Source organism: Streptomyces sp. NPDC002889 (genome assembly GCF_042888425.1).
Taxonomy (GTDB): Bacteria; Actinomycetota; Actinomycetes; order Streptomycetales; family Streptomycetaceae; genus Streptomyces.
Genome location: NZ_JBIAPT010000017.1, coordinates 96,544 through 114,139, shown reverse-complemented (window position 1 = coordinate 114,139; position 17,596 = coordinate 96,544). Strand labels below are relative to the sequence as shown.

Genomic DNA, 17,596 nt, shown 5'->3' with positions numbered 1-17,596 from the left:
CTGTTTCAGCGGGCGCGCCGGCCGGAGCGCCACACCGCGCTCACCAGCGGCACACCCGGCCGGTAGGCGAGGTGCACATGGCTCGGGGCGTCCAGCAGTGCCAGGTCGGCGCGGGCGCCCGGGGTGAGGCGGCCGATGTCGGTGCGGCGCAGGGCCGCCGCACCGCCGGCGGTCGCCGACCACAGGGCCTCGTCCGGGGTCATCCCCATGTCGCGTACCGCCAGCGCGATACAGAACGGCACGGAGGACGTGAAGGACGAGCCCGGGTTGCAGTCGGTGGACAGCGCCACCGTCACACCCGCGTCGAGCAGGCGGCGTGCGTCGGGCCACCGGGCGCGGGTGGAGAACTCCGCTCCGGGCAGCAGCGTCGCCACGGTGGCGCTGTTCGCGAGCGCGTCGACGTCCGCGTCGGTCAGGTGCGTGCAGTGGTCGGCGCTGGCGGCGTCCAGCTCGACGGCGAGCCGGACACCGGGGCCGTACGACAACTGGTTGGCATGCACCCGGGCGATGAGGCCCTTGGCCTTGCCCGCGGTCAGGATCGCGCGGGCCTGATCGCCGTCGAACGCGCCCTTCTCGCAGAAGACATCGACCCAACGGGCGTACGGGGCACAGGCGTCGAGCATCTCGCCGGTGACGAGGGATACATACGCGGCGGGGTCGTCGGCGTAGTCCGGGGACACGACATGGGCACCGAGGTAGGTCACCTCGTCGGTGTGGCGCGCCGCGATCCGCAGGGCACGGGCCTCGTCCTCGACGGTCAGCCCGTACCCGGACTTCGTCTCGAAGGTGGTTGTGCCCTGTTGGAGCGCCTCGCGAAGGTAGCGGGTGAGGTTGGCCTCGAGCTCGTCGTCGCTCGCCGCGCGGGTCGCGGCGACGGTGGTGCGGATGCCTCCGGCGGAGTAGGCGCGGCCGGACATACGGGCGTTGAACTCCGCGGTGCGGTCGCCTGCGAAGACGAGGTGGGAGTGCGAGTCGACGAACCCGGGGATGGCGCAGCGGCCGTCGGCGTCGTGGACGTCGTCGGCGGCGGGCGCGTCGGCGGCGCGCCCGACCCAGGCGATGCGGTCGCCGTCGAGGACGACGGCGGCGTCCTGGACGAGGCCGAGGGGGCTGCCGTCGCCGAGGGCGGGGTCGTTGGTGACGAGGCCGGCGATGTTGGTGACGAGGGTGGTGCGGGTCATGGTTCCTCTCATTTCCCGGCGGGAAGATCCAGCCCCGCCGGCGTTCGAGGCGCGGGGGTCCGGGGGCGGACCCCCCGGTCACGGGAAGTGGGGGTCCCCCTCGCCGCCAGGCGTTGGGGGAGGGGGTGGGGAACTACAACGTCACGAACGCAGCGCGCCCACCGCCTCGGCCAAGGCCCCCGCCACATCCGGCACCAGCGCATGCACGCCGTCGCGGACCACATGCCGCCCCGCGACCACCGTGTCCCGCACATCCGCGGCCGTCGCCATGAAGACCGCCGTCTCCGCGCCCAGCCGCGGCAGCGGGCCCGACGTACGGACCGAGTCCAGGGCCACGGTCGCGAAGTCCGCCTGCGCGCCCGCCTCCAGGCGGCCCGCGTCCGGCCACCCCAGTGCGGCATGGCCGGAGGCGGTCGCGGCGCGCAGCAGCGCCGCCGCCGTCCAGTGGCCACGGGTGCGCGAACGCAGGCGCTCGTTCAGTTCCATCGCGCGCGCCTCCTCCAGGAGGTCGATGACCGCGTGGCTGTCGCTGCCGAGCGACAGCGGCGAGCCCGCGCCCTGGAGCGCGGGAGCGGGGCCGATGCCGTCGGCCAGGTCGCGTTCGGTGGTGGGGCACATACAGGTGCCGGTCGACGTGCCGCCCAGCAGCGCGATGTCCTCGGGCGTGAGGTGGGTGTTGTGGACGCCGGTGGTGCGCGGGCCGAGCACTCCGTGGTCGGCGAGCAGCCGGGTGGGGGTGCAGCCGTGCGCGGCGAGGCAGGCGTCGTTCTCCGCGGTCTGCTCGGAGAGGTGGACGTGAAGGGGCGCATCGCGCCCCGCGGCCCACTCCGCGACCGTGGACAGCTGCGCCGCCGGGACGGCTCGTACGGAGTGGATCGCCGCGCCGATCCGCACCAGCTCGCTGTCCTTCAGCTGCGCGGCGCGCTCGGCCCAGGCGTCCGCGGTTCTGTCGGAGAAGCGGAGCTGGTGGGTGTTCGGCTCCTCTCCGAAGCCGGACGACAGATATGCCGTGTCCAGGAGGGTGATCCGGATCCCCGCGTCGGCCGCCGCGGCGATCAGCGCCTCACCCATCGCGTTGGGGTCCGCGTACGGGGTGCCGCCGGGCGCGTGGTGCAGGTAGTGGAACTCGCCGACGGCCGTGATCCCGGCCAGCGCCATCTCCGCGTACACCGCCCGCGCCAGTGCGTGGTACGTCTGCGGGGTGAGCCGGGACGCGACCTGGTACATCACCTCGCGCCAGGTCCAGAAGGTTCCCGAGCCGACCTGGACCGTGCCGCGCAGTGCCCGGTGGAAGGCGTGCGAGTGGGCGTTCGCGAGTCCTGGGATCGTCAGCCCTCGCAGTACCGTCGCACCCGGCTCCGGGGCCTCGACCCCGGTCCGTACGGCAGCGATCCGGCCCTCGTGCACATCCAGGGCCACGCCCGGCTCCACATGGGTGTCGAGCCAGGCGTGCTCCGCCCAGTAGGTCAGCTGCACGCGAGACCCTCCAGTACGTCGGCGAGCGCGATGACCCCGGCGACACAGTCGTCCTCGGCCGCGTTCTCGGCCGGGGAGTGCGAGACGCCCGTGGGGTTGCGTACGAACAGCATGGCGGTCGGGACGGAGGCTGACAGGATTCCCGCGTCGTGTCCCGCGCCGGTGCCGAGGACGGGAACGGCCCCGCCCAGGATCTTGTTCAGCTCGTCGCGCAGGGCGTGCTCGAACTCGACCACGGGCGTGAAGGACTCCCGGACGACCCGCAGATCCACGCCGTCACGGTCCGCGCGCTCCTTCGCGGCCTGCTCGACCGCGGTGACGACCGTGTCCAGCGTGGCCTGGTCGGCGGCGCGGGAGTCGAGCCAGCCACGGACGAGCGAGGGAATCGCGTTGACGCCGTTCGGTTCGACGGAGATCTTGCCGAACGTGGCCACCGCGCCCGCGAGTTCCGCCTCGCGGCGGGCGGCGAGCACGGTCTCCGCGTACGTCAGCATCGGGTCGCGCCGGTCCACGAGGCGTGTGGTGCCCGCATGGTTGGCCTCGCCGTGGAAGTCGAACCGCCAGCGGCCGTGCGGCCAGATGGCGGAAGCGATCCCCACCGCGTCCCCGGACAGGTCCAGGGCACGGCCCTGCTCCACATGCAGCTCGACGAACGCGCCGATACGGGCGAGGCGTTCGGGGTCCGGGCCGATGGCGGCCGGGTCGTGACCGGCCGCCTCCATGGCCTGCGGCAGGCTGATCCCGTCGCTGTCGCGCAGCTCGTACGCCTTTTCCTTTGTCAGCTGTCCCGCGGCCAGCCGGGAGCCGACACAGGCAAGCCCGAACCGGGCGCCCTCCTCGTCACCGAAGTTGGTGATGGCGAGGGGTCTGGTGAACTCCGCACCCCTGCCGCGGAGTTCGTCGAGCGCCGCGAAGGAGGACACGACGCCGAGGGGGCCGTCGAAGGCGCCGCCGTCGGGGACGGAGTCGAGGTGCGACCCCGTCACGACGGCATCCCCGGCGGCGACGTCCTTGTAGGACGCCGCACCGAGCCAGGCCCACTGGTTGCCGTTGCGGTCGAGCTCGTAGGCGAGGCCGCGGGACTCGGCCTGCGCCTTGAACCAGGCACGGCATTCCTGGTCCGCGCCGGTCCAGGCGTAGCGGCGGTAGCCGCGGGTGCCGGCGTCGCGTCCGATGGGTGCGAGCTCGGCCCACATGGCGTGGAACGAGGAGCCCGGCCCCGCCGGGGAGCGCCCGCCCGCGGTCAGGGCTTCGCCCGGGCCCTCCCCCGCTCGCCCGGCGGCACTGTCGCCCACCGCAGAGCTCACGACTCCTCCCGCATCGGGACCCGGACGCCCTTGTCGTCCGCGACCGACTCGGCGATGTCGTAGCCCGCGTCGACGTGCCGGATGACGCCCATCCCGGGGTCGTTCGTCAGCACGCGGCGGATCTTCTCGCCCGCCAGCTTCGTGCCGTCCGCGACCGAGACCTGACCCGCGTGGATCGAGCGGCCCATGCCGACACCGCCGCCGTGGTGGATGGACACCCAGGAGGCGCCCGACGCGACATTGACCATCGCGTTCAGCAGCGGCCAGTCGGCGATCGCGTCGGATCCGTCGAGCATGGCCTCGGTCTCGCGGTACGGGGAGGCCACCGAGCCGCAGTCCAGGTGGTCGCGGCCGATCGCCAGCGGCGCGGCCAGCTCGCCCGAGGCGACCATGTCGTTGAAGCGCTCGCCCGCGCGGTCGCGCTCGCCGTAGCCCAGCCAGCAGATACGCGCCGGGAGGCCCTGGAAGTGGACGCGCTCGCCCGCCATCTTGATCCAGCGGTGCAGTGACTCGTTCTCCGGGAAGAGGTCCAGCATCGCGCGGTCGGTCTTCGCGATGTCCGCCGGGTCGCCGGACAGCGCGGCCCAGCGGAACGGGCCCTTGCCCTCGCAGAACAGCGGCCGGATATAGGCGGGTACGAAGCCGGGGAAGGCGAACGCCCGGTCGTATCCGGCCAGTTGCGCCTCGCCGCGGATCGAGTTGCCGTAGTCGAAGACCTCGGCGCCGGCGTCCATGAAGCCGACCATCGCCTCCACGTGCTTGGCCATCGCCTCCCGTGCGCGCTGCGTGAAGTCCGCCGGCTTGGACGACGCGTACGACTGCATGTCGTCGAAGTCGACGCCCAGCGGGAGGTACGCCAGCGGGTCGTGCGCCGAGGTCTGGTCGGTGACGATGTCGATGGGCGCGTTCATGGCCAGCAGCTGAGGGACCAGCTCGGCCGCGTTGCCGAGGACACCGATCGACAGCGGCTTGCGCGCGTCGCGGGCCTCGACGGCGAGCTGGAGGGCGTGCTCCAGGGAGTCGGCCTTCACATCCAGGTAGCGGTGCTCGATGCGGCGCTCGATCGCGCGCGGGTCGCAGTCGATGCAGATCGCGACGCCGTCGTTCATGGTGACGGCGAGCGGCTGGGCGCCGCCCATGCCGCCGAGACCGGCGGTCAGCGTGATGGTCCCGGCCAGCGTGCCGTTGAACTTCTTCGCCGCGACCGCGGCGAAGGTCTCGTAGGTGCCCTGCAGGATGCCCTGGGTGCCGATGTAGATCCACGAGCCGGCCGTCATCTGGCCGTACATGGTCAAGCCCAGCTGCTCGAGCCGTCGGAACTCCTCCCAGTTCGCCCAGTCGCCGACCAGATTGGAGTTGGCGATGAGCACCCGGGGGGCCCATTCGTGGGTCTGCATGACGCCGACCGGGCGGCCGGACTGGACGAGCATCGTCTCGTCCTGCTTCAGCGTCTTCAGCGTGCGCACCATCGCGTCGAAGGAGCGCCAGTCCCGGGCCGCCTTGCCCGTGCCGCCGTAGACGACGAGCTTGTCCGGGTGCTCGGCGACCTCGGGGTCGAGGTTGTTCTGGAGCATGCGCAGGGCGGCTTCCTGCTGCCACCCCAGGGCGCTCAGTTCCGTACCGCGCGGTGCCCGAACGGGGCGGGGTCCTGACATGGCAATGCCTCCTCGCGACTGCGACTGCGACTGCGACTGCTGCGATCGACCGCGGACGACCGCGACAATCGGTGTTGAATAATCTATTCACATCCTGACGTTCTGAATAGTTGTAGTCAACAGCTGCGCGGTACCCACCCGGATGATTGGCTGACACACATGTCTGACGACCTCCGCGACCGCAGGGATCAGGCCGTGCGAGCGGCCGTCGAGCAGGGGCTGCTGAGCGAGGCGGAGCCAGTGGCCGCCCTGCTCGACGTGGCGGGCATCCGCGCATCGGCGGCCGCCCTGCGTGCGGCGTTCGCCGCCGTCACCGACGCGCCGGTGCTGCACGCCTTCGCCGTGAAGGCCGCGCCGCTGGTGCCCGTGCTCGCGCTGCTGCACGCCGAGGGCATCGGCGCGGAGGTGGCGAGCCCGGGCGAGCTGGCCCTGGCCAGGGCGGCCGGTCTGCCCCCCGGCCGCACCGTCCTGGACTCCCCCGCCAAGACCCCCGCCGAGCTGCGCGAAGCCCTCGCGCTGGGGATCGCCGTCAACGCCGACAACCCCCAGGAGCTCGCCCGCCTCGACACCCTGCTCCCCGGCGGGCCCACCGCCTCCCCGCTCGGCCTGCGCGTCAATCCGCAGGTCGGCGGCGGTTCCATCGACGCGCTGTCGACGGCCACCGCCACCTCCAAGTTCGGGGTCGCCCTGCGCGACGAGGGCGCGCGCGCCTGGGTCGTACGCGCCTTCCTCGACCGCCCCTGGCTCACCCGGCTGCACGCCCACTCCGGCTCCCAGGGCGTGCCGCTGAACCTCATGGCCGACGGCATCCGGGTGGTGTACGAGCTGGTCGAGGAGATCAACGCCGCGGCCGGCCGACAGCAGATCGACACCGTCGACATCGGCGGCGGCCTGCCGGTCAACTTCTCCTCCGACGAACAGACCCCGACCTTCGACACCTACGCCCACCTGCTGAAGGAACGCGTGCCCGGCCTGTTCGACGGCCGCTACGGCCTGGTCACCGAGTTCGGCAGGTCACTGCTCGCCAAGCACGGCACCCTCATCGCCCGGGTCGAGTACGCCAAGTCCGCCGGCTCCCGGCCCATCGCCGTCACTCATGCCGGTGTGCAGGTGGCCACCCGTACCGTCTACGACCCCGCGTCCTGGCCGCTGCGCATCGCCGCGTACGACGGCGAGGGAGAGCCCAAGCCGGGGCCGGCCGTCGCCCAGGACATCGCGGGGCCCGCCTGCTTCGCCGGTGACCTGATCGCCGTGGGACGGGCGCTGCCACTGCTGGAGCAGGGTGACGTGATCGCGGCGCTGGACACCGGCGCGTACTACTTCTCCAGCCACTACGGCTACAACAGCCTGCCCCGCCCGGCCGTCCACGGCTTCACCGCCGGGCCGGACGGCGAGGTCCGCTTCACGACCGTACGGGCGGCCCAGACGCTCGACCAGATCGTCACGGAGTCCGGCGGCGCCCACGCCGACGCCCTGATCCGGTAGCGGCCTCCGGCGCAGGGCACGGTCGAGCGGGGGCGGTTGTCGCAGCCCGGTGGTTCCATGGGTCCATGGCAACCAGGACTGTCGTCGTCGAGCGCATGATCCGGGCATCTCCGGAACGGGTGTGGGAGGCCCTGACCGACCTTCGGGGCACGGAGCGCGTGCTCAGCGGGGTGGAACGGATCGAGGTCCTCACCGAGGGCGGCTTCGGGGTGGGCACACGGTGGCGCGAGACCCGGCGGATGCTGGGCAAGGAGGCCACCGAGGAGATGTATGTGACCGCGAGCGAGCCGCCCGAGCGTTTCGTGGTGGAGGCGGACTCCCAGGGCGCCCACTATGTGTCGGAGTTCGTGCTGCTGACCGCCGGCCCCGAGGCGACGACGGTGCGGATGACGTTCTCGGCCGTCCCGCCCGGCGGATTCATGGGCCTGCTCGCCAAGCTGCTCGGCGGCCTCGGCGTCAAGGCCGTGAGCAGGGCGATCGCGAAGGATCTCGAGGATGTCGCCGCTGCGGTGGAGAGCCGCAGGGGCTGACGCCGAACACTTCGCGGGGATCGTCCTCGCCTGCTTGCGACCGGGCGGGGGCACGCCGAACAACCCTGGGTGCGAACAGGGCACGGCGGACCCTATCGGACCGCACGCATGTTCCGACGGAAATTGCCAGAACTTCCACCAGCGGTCAGTACGGTGCGTAACGTCGCCGTCACGGACGCACGTCCGAGCCGTTCGTACACGCGCTGGAGGGGAGTTCCGCGTGCCCGGAATCGACGAGTGCCTGCTGCACGCCATGCGGCTGCCCGGAGCACGCGGCGCCGCCGTCGTCGACTGGACCAGCGGGCTCGCCCTCGGCACGGTCGGGGACGCGGCCGGCGACGACCACGAGACGGCAGCGGCCGAGACGGCCGAACTGGCGCGGATGGCCGCGGAGCACTCCACGTTCGCCCCTGCGGACAAGAGCCTTGATGTCGAGGATCTCGTCGTCACCACCCGCAGCAGCTACCACCTGCTGCGTTTCGTCGACACGTCGTTCGACAGCAGTGTGCTGCTGCATCTGTGGCTGGACCGCACCGACGGCAATCTCGCCCTCGCCCGGCTGCGGATGCGGGAGCTGACCGAGCGGCTGGTGCTGGAGTGACCGTCTCGCCCATGCTGCTGCGTCTCGCCTCGGAGCGGGCCACCGGTGCGCTGCTGCGCGACCGGGGCACGCTCTACCTCGTCGACGGCCAGGTGGTGCACGCCGAGAGCCCCGCGGCGCCGGGCCTGGACGTCCTGCTGACGGCGGGCGGCCTGCTCGGCGAAGAGGGCTGGCAGGAGGCCCTGCGGGAGGCCGGGGCACACGGCGGGGTCGGCCGGTACCTGGTCGAGCGCGGCCGCCTCTCAGGCGGCGAGCTGGAGATCTGCCACCTCGGAGCGCTGTACGACGCGGCGTTCTTCGCACTCGCCCCCAGCCGCGGACCGAGCCGGTTCCGTTACGGCGTTGCCCACTGGATCGGTCCCGTACGGCCCGTGACCGCCGAGGCCGTCGAACGGGAGACGCTGCGGCGCCGGGAGGTGATGAGTCGGCTCTGGGCGCACCCCGAGCCGGACATCGCACCGGTCGTCCCCACCGGGGGACCACCCGGGGTCCGGGTCGCCGCACGGCAGCGGGCCGTGCTCGACCTCGCGGACGGCGTACGGACCCCGGGGGACATCGCGCGGACCCTGGGGCGCCCGGCCTTCCACACGCTGGTGGATGTCCACCGGCTGGCCGCGGCGGGCCTTGTCGAACTGCCCCGGACGCCGTCCACGCCCTTACTGCCGCCCGTCATCACACGGGCGGAGACGTTCCCCGACCCTGATGTCGCCTTGCTCCGCCGGCTCCGTGACGCCTTGGAGGCAACGCTGTGATTCGCGCGCTCCGGCAGCGCGCCGAGAGGAGACAGCTGATGGCCGCGAGTAGCGGAGTCCTCGACGAACTGCGCCGGTTGAGGACCCGGTTGCCGCAGCTCACCGGCGCCTTCGCGGCGAGTGTGGACGGTCTCGTACTTGCCAGGGACGCCGCCGACACGGAGGCGGAGAGCGTCGCGGCGCTCACCGCGGCCGCGCTCGGCGTCGCCCAGCGGCTGACCGAGACGACCGGGCAGGGCGGCTTCCGGGAGCTGCTGGTCCGGGGAGAGGGGGGCTATGTCGCCACCTATGCGGCGGGCTCGTCCGCCGTGCTGACCCTGCTGGCCGAGCCCCGCATCAATGTCGGCCGGCTCCACCTCGAGGCCCGTCGCGCCGGTGTCCGGATCGGCGAGCTGGTCGACGACGCCCTCGACCGACCGGAGAACGCCTGACCCATGGCAGCCACCCCCGCGACACCACCTGGCCGGAAGTCCGACAGAACACCCACGAGAACGACCACGCGAACAACCAACAGACGGAAGGGAAGTGCGTCTCTCATGGCCAACACCGAAAGCGCCCTCAAGGAAGCCACCACGACCATCGAGGGTGCCATCGGCGCCGCACTAGTCGACTACACCAGCGGAATGGCCCTCGGCACCATTGGCGGCGGCAAGGATCTCGACCTGACCGTGGCCGCGGCCGGCAATACCGATGTGGTCCGGGCCAAGGTCCGCACCATGGAGCACCTCGGCCTCAAGGAAGATATCGAGGACATCCTGATCACCCTCAGCTCGCAGTACCACCTGATCCGGCTCCTCAAGGGCCGTGGCACCAGCGGGCTGTTCCTCTATCTGGCCCTGGACAAGCAGCGCGCGAACCTTGCCATGGCCCGGCACCAGCTGAGGCAGATCGAGAACACGCTGGAGGTCTGACCGGGGCTCAGCGCCGACGCCGCGCCCCGCCGGGCGCGGCGTCGCCGGCCGCGACGCCCGTGGTGCGAAATCCCTTGGTCCGCTTGCCTACCGGGCCGTTCGGCACCCAGTCGGTACGCACCCACAGCAGCCTCTCGCCGGCACGCTCGAGGCGGCCGAGCCACAGAGCCTTGGCCCACAGGCCGACGCCCGCGCCGGCCAGCAGTGCCCCACCCGCGGTGGGCAGCGCGAACGAGCTCCCTACGGCGCCGGCGAAGGCGAGCAGCAGCGACCAGCAGTGGGCACGCCGCCACACCCGCAGGGTCACCCGGCGGTCCTGGAGGATGTCGTGCCGCCCGGCGCGTGTTGCGCACCCGGCGAGACGGCTGTAGCGCCCGCGCCGTACGAGAGCGGCCACGGCGGCCGCGGCCAGGAACAGTGCGGCCCCGGCGAGAACCCCGATCCGCCGACCGGTGAGCCCGGGCAGCAGGGCGCCGATTCCTGCGGCGAGCAGTCCCAGCCACCACAAGGGCGCCGCCCCTGCCCGTACGACCACGGCCACGCGCCCCAACGACTGCGCCCCGCGCACGCCCCGGGTGGCCCCTTCACCGGCCCCCGGCACCAACGCCCCCTGGCCTGCCCGAACCCGGCCCCGTCCCCCGCCCCCGCCCCGGGCGGACCCTCCACCAACACCGGCCACCAACGCCCCCTGGCCTGTCCGAACCCGGCCCCGTCCCACGGTCGTCATCCCTCCGCCTGCCTTGCCGATTCCCCTTTCGGCCGCGGAGATTAGTCGCTCTTACTGAGCGGCGCCTGAGATTCCGGCTAACCGGCGTTCCTCACTCCACGAACAGGCCGCGTGCCGCCGCCTGGGTGTCGAAGTCCTCCAGACGCGCCTGGGCGTCCGGCAGGTCGTCGCACATGGCCTCGAGCAGCACCCGCCCCAGCAGCATCGGGGCGCACGCCGTGTCGAAGGCCAGGCCGGTGCCGACGGCGGCCGGGATCAGCAGATCGCTGTGGGCGGCGACCGGAGCGAAGGCGGAGTCGGCGACCGTCACCACGGACAGCCCGGCCGCCCGCGCGTACGCGAGCGTGTCCACGACCTCCTTGGGGTGGCGCGGCAGCGCGAAGCAGAGCAGCGCGCTCGCGCCGGCCAGCCGGGCCGCGTCGATACGGTCGGCGAGCATCGATCCGCCCTCGTCGAGCAGGCGCACATCCGGGTGCACCTTGGACGCGAAGTAGGCGAACCCGCGGGCCTGCGAGGACGCGGCGCGCAGCCCGAGCACGGGCAGCGGACGGGAGGCGGCGAGCAGCCGGCCGGCCCGCTGGAGCGGCTCGGGGTCCTCGAGGAGTTCGGAGAGGTGCCGCAGATTCTCGATCTCGGCCTGTACGGCCTGCTGGTACTCGTTGTGGGCGTCCTTGCCGGCGACGGCCTCCGGCGGGGCGACCTCGCGCAGGTGCTTGCGCAGGGCCGGATAGCCGTCGAAGCCGAGGGCGACGGCGAAGCGGGTGACGGACGGCTGGCTGACCCCGGCGAGCTCGGCCAGCTCCACACTGGACAGGAACGGCACATCCGCCGCCCGGCGGACCATGCTGTGCGCGATACGACGCTGCGTGGGGGTGAGCCGGTGCCCCTCGAAGAGCTGCTGCAGTCGCGCGGCAGGGCTGTCGTTCATGCCATCCCCCTCATCGGATCCTCTCGTCACGCACTCGGCCGGACGGCCCAATTATTCAGCCACCCAAAACTCTGCATGACGATATGCAGCCCCGGCAAGGGGAAGGGTCGCGGCCCAGCGGGAGACCGGCGTCAGACCGCGGGCCGCGGCCCGAGGAACTCCAGCCGGTTGCCGAGCTTGTGGAAGGCGTAGAACCGGTCGTGGCCCGGGAAGTCGTCGTCCCAGGTCACCTCGTGGCCGCACTCCTCCAGGCGCTCGGCCGGGTCCCGCAGCGAGCGGACGAGGATGCCGGGGTGCGCCTTGCGGGCCGGCCCGAAGTTCTCCTCGACCCCGAGGTGGACCTCCGGTCCGCCGCCCCGGAACCAGCAGCCGTCCCGGGCGGCCGGCACAGCGGGCTTCGCCACCTCGGTCATGCCAGGACATCTCCCCAGAACTGCCGGCACAGGCCCTCGCCGCCTTTGGGGATGGCGAGCCGGACATGGTGCAGGCCGCCGAACGCGAATGCGGTGCCGGTGGACGGGGCGGCGCGTTCAGCAGTCATGGTGTCTTTGTACAACGGCTTGTGGATCTCTGGCTGCCCCTTGGGAAAAGAGGGGTGCTGGCCCCAGTGACGGGACTGACCGGCGCCCGTAGCGTGCCGTGGCATGGAAGCCCGCGACCCTGAGCTCAAGAAGGAGCTCGACGCCACCCTGCACGCCCGCCGCGAGCTGGGCGAGGAGTACGACACCGCACTCGTCGAATCGTTCCTGGAGAAGGTCGAGCAGAGGCTCGACGGCACGGTCGACCGCCGTGTGCGCCGCCGGCTCGCCGAGCAGCAGATGGTCGTCGCCCGCGGCGGCGACCGCCCGAAGTCCCCGGAGGGGAACTTCGGGGAACGCTTCGGCTTCGGGATCGTCTCGCTGGTCCTGGCCATCCCGCTGTCGGCGATCGCCGTGGCCAGCGCCGACCTGGCGGGCCTGGTCGTCGCCTGGCTCGGCATCGTCGGAGTGAACGCGGTGCACGCGGCCCGCGGCCGGACCTGGCTGCGCGGGCCGCAGCGCGAGAAGTCCGACTGGGAGGACTGAGCGCCCGGCGCTCACGCCTGTCGGGTCGGCAGCACGACGGCTTGGCGCAGATTGATGTGCCGGGCGCGGCTCGCGGTGTACGCGATGAGGTCGGCGATGTCCTCGGAGGTGAGCACCTCCACCGCCCTGAACAGCGTCTCCAGCTGCCCGGTCAGCTCCGGGTTGTCGATGTGGTCGCGCAGCTCCGACTCCGTGAGCCCCGGCTCGATGTTGGTGATGCGCACATCGCGCGGGCCGAGCTCAGTGCGCAGCGACTCGGACAGATGGGTGAGCGCCGCTTTGGTCGCCCCGTACACCGCGTAGTTGGGGAAGGTGAGATGCGCGGCGACGGAGGAGATGTTGACCAGGTCGGCGCTGCGGCCGTCCGCGGCCACCGCCACCAGGTCGGCGGTGAACGCCCTGATCACGCGCAGCGCGCCGGTCACATTGGTGTCGATCATCCGCTGCCACTCGTCGATCCGGCCATGGTCGAGCGGGTTCGGCAGCATCACCCCGGCACAGTTGACCACCAGGTCGGCCGGCCCGTACGCGGAGTGGATCCGCTCGACCGCGGAGGCCACCGATTCGTCGTCGGTGACGTCCGCGGTGACCGCGAGGGCCTGGCCGCCCTCGGCGGTGATCTTCCCGGCCAGTTCGTCGAGCCGCCCGGTACGGCGGGCCAGCAGCGCCACGCGGACCCCATGGGAGGCGAGCACCTGGGCAGTGGCGGCACCCATGCCGCTCGCGGCCCCGGTGATGACGGCGGTACGTCCGGCAAGACTGTCGTAGCTCATGATGTGTGCTCCTGTGTACGCGTTCGGCAGTGGACGTTCACCAGAGTCCGCGCCGGGCCGGGGCCTACCCAGGGCTGCGCTCTTCCTGGGTCTGTCAGTACCAGGACGGCCGTCACGGCCTGGCCTACGCTCGAGCCCATGGACGGTGACATCGGAGACTTCCTTCGCTCACGGCGTGCCCGTATCCAGCCCGAGGAGGTCGGCCTCACCCCTTACGGCAGACGTCGGGTGCCCGGCCTGCGCCGCGAGGAGGTCGCCCAGCTGGCGGGGGTCAGCGTGGACTACTACATCCGCCTCGAACAGGGCCGCGGCGCTGGGGGCTCCTCGCGGACGAAGTCCGGGGGAGTCTCGGACGCCGTGCTGGACGCGATCGCTCGCGTGCTGCGCCTGGACGAGACGGAACACGCGCATCTGCGGGACGTGGCCCGCCCGAGGAAGCCCGGACCCGACGCACCGTTCGAGCGGGTACGCCCGGGGCTGCGGCTGCTCCTCGACACGATCGCCGCCGCGCCCGCCTATGTCTTCGGCCGGCGCCTGGATGTGCTCGCCTGGAACGCGCTGGGCGACGCCGTCATCACCTACTCCCGCATGCCCCCTGCCCAACGCAGCATCCCCCGCCAGGTGTTCTTCGATCCGGCCGCGCGGGAGATGTACCCGGAGTGGGAGGCGGTGGCCGCGGAGATGGTCGCGTACCTGCGGCTGTCCGCGGGCCGGCATCCCGACGACCGCCGGCTCACCGCGCTGGTGGGCGAGCTGTCGGTGAAGAGCGAGGACTTCCGGCGGCTGTGGGCGGACCACCAGGTCAAGGAGAAGACGCACGGGGTCAAGCGCATGATCCACCCGGTGGTGGGCGAACTGGCGCTCCCGTACGAGACGCTCGCCCCACCCGGCGACCCGGACAAGCTCCTGGTGGTCTACACCCCGGAACCGGGCTCGAGGACCGCGGAACGCCTTGCGGTCCTGGCCAGTTGGGCCGCGACGTCGGTCGGCGGCTGAGGGCGCGGCACCGTCGGACCCGGCAATGCCCGGGTCCGCGAATGAGCCGAAGGGGCGCGGCTCCGTCGAAAGGGTGGGGTCCCCCGGACGGAGTCCGGGGGGAGCGCGGAGGCCGCGAGGGCGGTTTCGATATGCGGCTCCGCCGCGCGAGCGGCCGAGCACGGTCGACCGCCGACGACGTCTCAGGCGCCCGGAGGAGAACCGGGCGCCGAAAAGGATATGGCGGGGACCGCCGCACCCCCGGCGAACCGGGGGGCGGGACGACGGCGGTCCCCGCGAAGGACACGGACCGGGTCAGGGCCGGTCTCCGCGTCCGTGGCGTCCGAGAGGTCCGGGAGCCGCTCCGGAAGTCCTGGACGCCGTTTGTGGTGTCGGCCGGGATCCCTGCCCGGTTCCCCTGCCGACATCCACCAATGTGCCGGACGCGTGTTAAGCGGGTGCTGCGCGAACGTGTCGCGCGCGTACCGTTTGCGCGAAACCCTGTTCGTGCTGCGTCACTTGGCGTCGCCGGCGAGGAACGCCAGCAGGTCCTGACGGCTCACCACACCGGTCGGCTTGCCCTCGACCAGCACGATCGCCGCGTCCGCGACATCACCGAGCACCGACATCAGGTCGGCGACCGGCTCGCCCGAGCCGACCTGCGGCAGCGGCGCGGACATGTGCTTCTCGAGCGGGTCGTTCAGCGAGGCGCGCTGGGTGAACAGGGCGTCCAGCAGCTCGCGTTCGACCACCGAGCCGATGACCTCGGCGGCCATCACGTCCGGGTGACCGGCGCCCGGCTTGACGATCGGCATCTGGGAGACGCCGTACTCGCGCAGCACCTCGATGGCCTCGCCGACCGTCTCCTCCGGGTGCATGTGCACCAGACTGGGGATGCGGCCGCCCTCCTTGTGGCGCAGCACGTCGGCGACGCTCGCGGACGGGCCTTCGCCCTCCAGGAAGCCGTAGTCGGCCATCCACTCGTCGTTGAAGATCTTGGAGAGGTAGCCACGGCCGCTGTCCGGGAGCAGCACGACCACGACGTCGTCGGGGCCGAGGCCCTCGGCGACTCGCAGCGCGGCGACGACCGCCATGCCGCAGGAGCCGCCGACGAGCAGGCCCTCCTCCTTGGCGAGGCGGCGGGTCATCTGGAAGGAGTCCTTGTCGGACACGGCGACGATCTCGTCGGTCACCGTCGCGTCGTACGCGGAGGGCCAGAAGTCCTCGCCGACGCCTTCGACGAGGTAGGGACGGCCGGAGCCGCCGGAGTAGACGGAGCCCTCCGGGTCGGCGCCGATGACCTTGACCTTGCCGTCGCTGATCTCCTTGAGATAGCGGCCGGTGCCGGAGATCGTGCCGCCGGTGCCGACGCCCGCGACGAAGTGGGTGATGCGTCCCTCGGTCTGCTCCCACAGCTCCGGACCGGTGGTCTCGTAGTGCGAGCGCGGATTGTTGGGGTTGGAGTACTGGTCGGGCTTCCACGCGCCCGGCGTCTCGCGCACCAGGCGGTCGGAGACGTTGTAGTACGAGTCCGGGTGCTCGGGGTCGACGGCCGTGGGGCAGACGACGACCTCGGCGCCGTAGGCACGCAACACATTGATCTTGTCCGTGGACACCTTGTCCGGGCAGACGAAGATGCACTTGTAGCCCTTCTGCTGGGCCACGATCGCAAGTCCGACGCCGGTGTTGCCGCTGGTGGGCTCGACAATCGTGCCGCCGGGCTCGAGCGCGCCGCTCTGCTCGGCCGCCTCGATCATCCGCAGGGCGATCCGGTCCTTCACCGACCCGCCGGGATTGAAGTACTCGATCTTGGCGACGACGGTCGCCTGAATGCCTGCGGTCACGCTGTTCAGCTTCACCAGCGGGGTATTGCCGACGAGACTGATCATCGAGTTGTGGATACGCACAATGTTCTCCGGGGTCTCCGTAATGGTGTCGCCAGCGTATGCCGGATGGGCGTGGGATTGGGCGACGGCAGCTACGGGGCAGTTAGCTCTTGTACGGCGACGAGGCCGGCGCGGGGCTGCGGCCTGCCGGGGCTGTGAGGAGGTGGCTCGGACTGTGTCGAGGGCGAGGGTGGCCAGGCGCATCGCGGCGGGCGCGGCATACGGCGGGGGCAGTATCGGCCTGCTCGGCGCCGCCGCCGTGGGGCTGGTGCTGGCGGAGGTCCAGCTGGCGAAACGGTCGGTCGGCGGGGGCAGCGCTCCCATCCCTCCACGGGGAGACGGGCTGTACGGGATGGCCTTCGGCCGCAGCGATCCGCTGTATCTGGCGGTGCTGGGCGATTCGACGGCCGCGGGCCAAGGGGTGCGCCGGGCGGGGCAGACCCCGGGGGCGCTTTTGGCGTCCGGCCTCGCGGCGGTCGCCGAGAGGCCGGTCGCGGTGCGCAACATCGCCCTGCCGGGCGCCCAGTCGGACGATCTGGAACGCCAGGTCACGCTGCTGCTGGCGGACCGTACCCGCACGCCGGACGTCTGCGTGATCATGATCGGCGCGAACGATGTCACCCATCGGATGCCACCCACCCAGTCGGTGCGGTATCTGGCCTCGGCGGTGCGCAGGCTGCGTACGGCGGGGGCGGAGGTGATCGTCGGCACCTGTCCGGACCTCGGCACGATCGAGCCTGTGTACCAGCCGTTGCGCTGGCTGGCCCGCCGGGTGAGCCGGCAGCTGGCGGCGGCCCAGACGATCGTGGTCGTGGAGCAGGGCGGGCGTACGGTCTCGCTGGGCGACCTGCTGGGCCCGGAGTTCGCGGCGAATCCGCGCGAGATGTTCGGTGTGGACAACTACCACCCGTCGGCGGAGGGGTACGCGACGGCGGCGATGGCCATGCTGCCCACCTTGTGCGCGGTTCTCGGGCTGTGGCCGGAGAGCGACGCCCTGGACGTCGACCGTCACGAGGACATGCTGCCGGTCGCGCGGGCCGCGGCTACGGCCGCGGCGGAGGCGGGCACCGAGGTCACGGGCGCCCGCGCACCGTGGGCACTGCTCAAGCACCGGCGGCGGCGCCGGCTGCCCGCGGCAGAGGCAGCGGCCGAGGCGACGGCGGCCGAGGCCGTCGAGTCCGCCGTGGAGGCGGCCTCCGAACAGCCGGAGCAACCACCTGCCCGTGGCTCGGTGACACCCAACTGAGCAAGCGCCCGCTTAGAAAAGAGGCCCGCATCACACGACTCGCACGGTGACCCGCGGAGTACGTACGGGTAACTTCCCAGACAGTCCTGCCTCATCCCC

The 17,596-nt window shown here is 72.0% G+C and carries 19 protein-coding genes; 9 read left to right on the top strand and 10 right to left on the bottom strand.

Annotated features, from left to right (window positions below; genetic code table 11):
- Nucleotides 1-5 precede the first annotated feature (5 nt).
- From hutI to hutU, 4 genes are all read right to left on the bottom strand, one after another.
- Nucleotides 6-1,193, bottom strand: a complete 1,188-nt coding sequence (gene hutI, locus ACFYWI_RS25100; RefSeq protein WP_389236595.1) for an imidazolonepropionase — start codon at nucleotides 1,191-1,193, stop codon at nucleotides 6-8.
- Nucleotides 1,194-1,322: 129 nt separating this feature from the next.
- Entirely contained in the window at nucleotides 1,323-2,657 is a 1,335-nt protein-coding gene (locus ACFYWI_RS25095; RefSeq protein WP_389236593.1) for a formimidoylglutamate deiminase, read from the bottom strand.
- The gene (locus ACFYWI_RS25090) at nucleotides 2,648-3,853 is read right to left on the bottom strand and encodes an allantoate amidohydrolase (RefSeq protein ID WP_389236702.1); all 1,206 of its coding nucleotides are present in this window, start codon (nucleotides 3,851-3,853) and stop codon (nucleotides 2,648-2,650) included. The genes ACFYWI_RS25095 and ACFYWI_RS25090 overlap by 10 nt, the downstream gene beginning before the upstream one ends.
- A gap of 107 nt (nucleotides 3,854-3,960) precedes the next feature.
- Nucleotides 3,961-5,619, bottom strand: a complete 1,659-nt coding sequence (hutU, locus tag ACFYWI_RS25085) for a urocanate hydratase (RefSeq protein ID WP_389236591.1) — start codon at nucleotides 5,617-5,619, stop codon at nucleotides 3,961-3,963.
- A 159-nt stretch (nucleotides 5,620-5,778) separates the two neighbouring features.
- On the opposite strand from hutU, the gene ACFYWI_RS25080 reads away from it, so the two are divergent.
- The 6 genes from ACFYWI_RS25080 (at nucleotide 5,779) to ACFYWI_RS25055 (ending at nucleotide 9,898) form a co-directional block, all read left to right on the top strand.
- Nucleotides 5,779-7,104, top strand: coding sequence for a diaminopimelate decarboxylase (locus tag ACFYWI_RS25080; protein WP_389236589.1), 1,326 nt, complete (start codon nucleotides 5,779-5,781; stop codon nucleotides 7,102-7,104).
- A gap of 65 nt (nucleotides 7,105-7,169) precedes the next feature.
- The gene (locus ACFYWI_RS25075) at nucleotides 7,170-7,634 is read left to right on the top strand and encodes an SRPBCC domain-containing protein (protein WP_389236587.1); all 465 of its coding nucleotides are present in this window, start codon (nucleotides 7,170-7,172) and stop codon (nucleotides 7,632-7,634) included.
- Nucleotides 7,635-7,854: 220 nt separating this feature from the next.
- A complete protein-coding gene (locus ACFYWI_RS25070; protein WP_389236585.1) occupies nucleotides 7,855-8,235 on the top strand; it encodes a hypothetical protein in 381 nt (126 codons plus the stop codon).
- Between the two features lie 11 nt (nucleotides 8,236-8,246).
- Nucleotides 8,247-8,987 (top strand): transcriptional regulator, encoded by a 741-nt coding sequence (locus ACFYWI_RS25065; protein WP_389236583.1) that lies wholly within the window; start codon nucleotides 8,247-8,249, stop codon nucleotides 8,985-8,987.
- Between the two features lie 38 nt (nucleotides 8,988-9,025).
- Nucleotides 9,026-9,418 (top strand): roadblock/LC7 domain-containing protein, encoded by a 393-nt coding sequence (locus ACFYWI_RS25060; RefSeq protein ID WP_389236581.1) that lies wholly within the window; start codon nucleotides 9,026-9,028, stop codon nucleotides 9,416-9,418.
- Between the two features lie 105 nt (nucleotides 9,419-9,523).
- A complete protein-coding gene (locus tag ACFYWI_RS25055; protein ID WP_389236579.1) occupies nucleotides 9,524-9,898 on the top strand; it encodes a hypothetical protein in 375 nt (124 codons plus the stop codon).
- A 7-nt stretch (nucleotides 9,899-9,905) separates the two neighbouring features.
- On the opposite strand, the gene ACFYWI_RS25050 is transcribed toward ACFYWI_RS25055, so the two are convergent.
- The 4 genes from ACFYWI_RS25050 to ACFYWI_RS25035 form a co-directional block, all read right to left on the bottom strand.
- Nucleotides 9,906-10,466: a hypothetical protein gene (locus tag ACFYWI_RS25050; RefSeq protein ID WP_389236577.1), complete on the bottom strand. Its 561-nt coding sequence runs from the start codon at nucleotides 10,464-10,466 to the stop codon at nucleotides 9,906-9,908.
- A 250-nt stretch (nucleotides 10,467-10,716) separates the two neighbouring features.
- Nucleotides 10,717-11,553 (bottom strand): MurR/RpiR family transcriptional regulator, encoded by an 837-nt coding sequence (locus ACFYWI_RS25045; protein ID WP_389236575.1) that lies wholly within the window; start codon nucleotides 11,551-11,553, stop codon nucleotides 10,717-10,719.
- 131 nt (nucleotides 11,554-11,684) lie between these two features.
- Nucleotides 11,685-11,966 carry a glyoxalase gene (locus tag ACFYWI_RS25040; protein ID WP_389236573.1) on the bottom strand — a complete coding sequence of 94 codons (282 nt, stop codon included), beginning with the start codon at nucleotides 11,964-11,966 and terminating at the stop codon, nucleotides 11,685-11,687.
- Nucleotides 11,963-12,094 carry a hypothetical protein gene (locus ACFYWI_RS25035; RefSeq protein WP_389236571.1) on the bottom strand — a complete coding sequence of 44 codons (132 nt, stop codon included), beginning with the start codon at nucleotides 12,092-12,094 and terminating at the stop codon, nucleotides 11,963-11,965. Before ACFYWI_RS25035 ends, ACFYWI_RS25040 begins: the two co-directional genes overlap by 4 nt.
- Before the next feature lie 103 nt (nucleotides 12,095-12,197).
- Between ACFYWI_RS25035 and ACFYWI_RS25030 the strand changes: the two genes are divergently transcribed.
- Nucleotides 12,198-12,617 carry a hypothetical protein gene (locus tag ACFYWI_RS25030; protein WP_389236569.1) on the top strand — a complete coding sequence of 140 codons (420 nt, stop codon included), beginning with the start codon at nucleotides 12,198-12,200 and terminating at the stop codon, nucleotides 12,615-12,617.
- Between the two features lie 11 nt (nucleotides 12,618-12,628).
- Here the strand turns inward: ACFYWI_RS25030 and ACFYWI_RS25025 are convergent, their stop codons facing one another.
- The gene (locus ACFYWI_RS25025) at nucleotides 12,629-13,390 is read right to left on the bottom strand and encodes an SDR family oxidoreductase (RefSeq protein ID WP_389236567.1); all 762 of its coding nucleotides are present in this window, start codon (nucleotides 13,388-13,390) and stop codon (nucleotides 12,629-12,631) included.
- A 138-nt stretch (nucleotides 13,391-13,528) separates the two neighbouring features.
- On the opposite strand from ACFYWI_RS25025, the gene ACFYWI_RS25020 reads away from it, so the two are divergent.
- The gene (locus ACFYWI_RS25020; RefSeq protein WP_389236565.1) at nucleotides 13,529-14,386 is read left to right on the top strand and encodes a helix-turn-helix transcriptional regulator; all 858 of its coding nucleotides are present in this window, start codon (nucleotides 13,529-13,531) and stop codon (nucleotides 14,384-14,386) included.
- 494 nt (nucleotides 14,387-14,880) lie between these two features.
- Here the strand turns inward: ACFYWI_RS25020 and ACFYWI_RS25015 are convergent, their stop codons facing one another.
- On the bottom strand, nucleotides 14,881-16,272 hold the full coding sequence (locus ACFYWI_RS25015) for a cystathionine beta-synthase (RefSeq protein ID WP_389236563.1): 1,392 nt from the start codon (nucleotides 16,270-16,272) through the stop codon (nucleotides 14,881-14,883).
- Between the two features lie 169 nt (nucleotides 16,273-16,441).
- On the opposite strand from ACFYWI_RS25015, the gene ACFYWI_RS25010 reads away from it, so the two are divergent.
- Nucleotides 16,442-17,497: an SGNH/GDSL hydrolase family protein gene (locus ACFYWI_RS25010; protein ID WP_389236700.1), complete on the top strand. Its 1,056-nt coding sequence runs from the start codon at nucleotides 16,442-16,444 to the stop codon at nucleotides 17,495-17,497.
- Nucleotides 17,498-17,596: the final 99 nt, after the last annotated feature.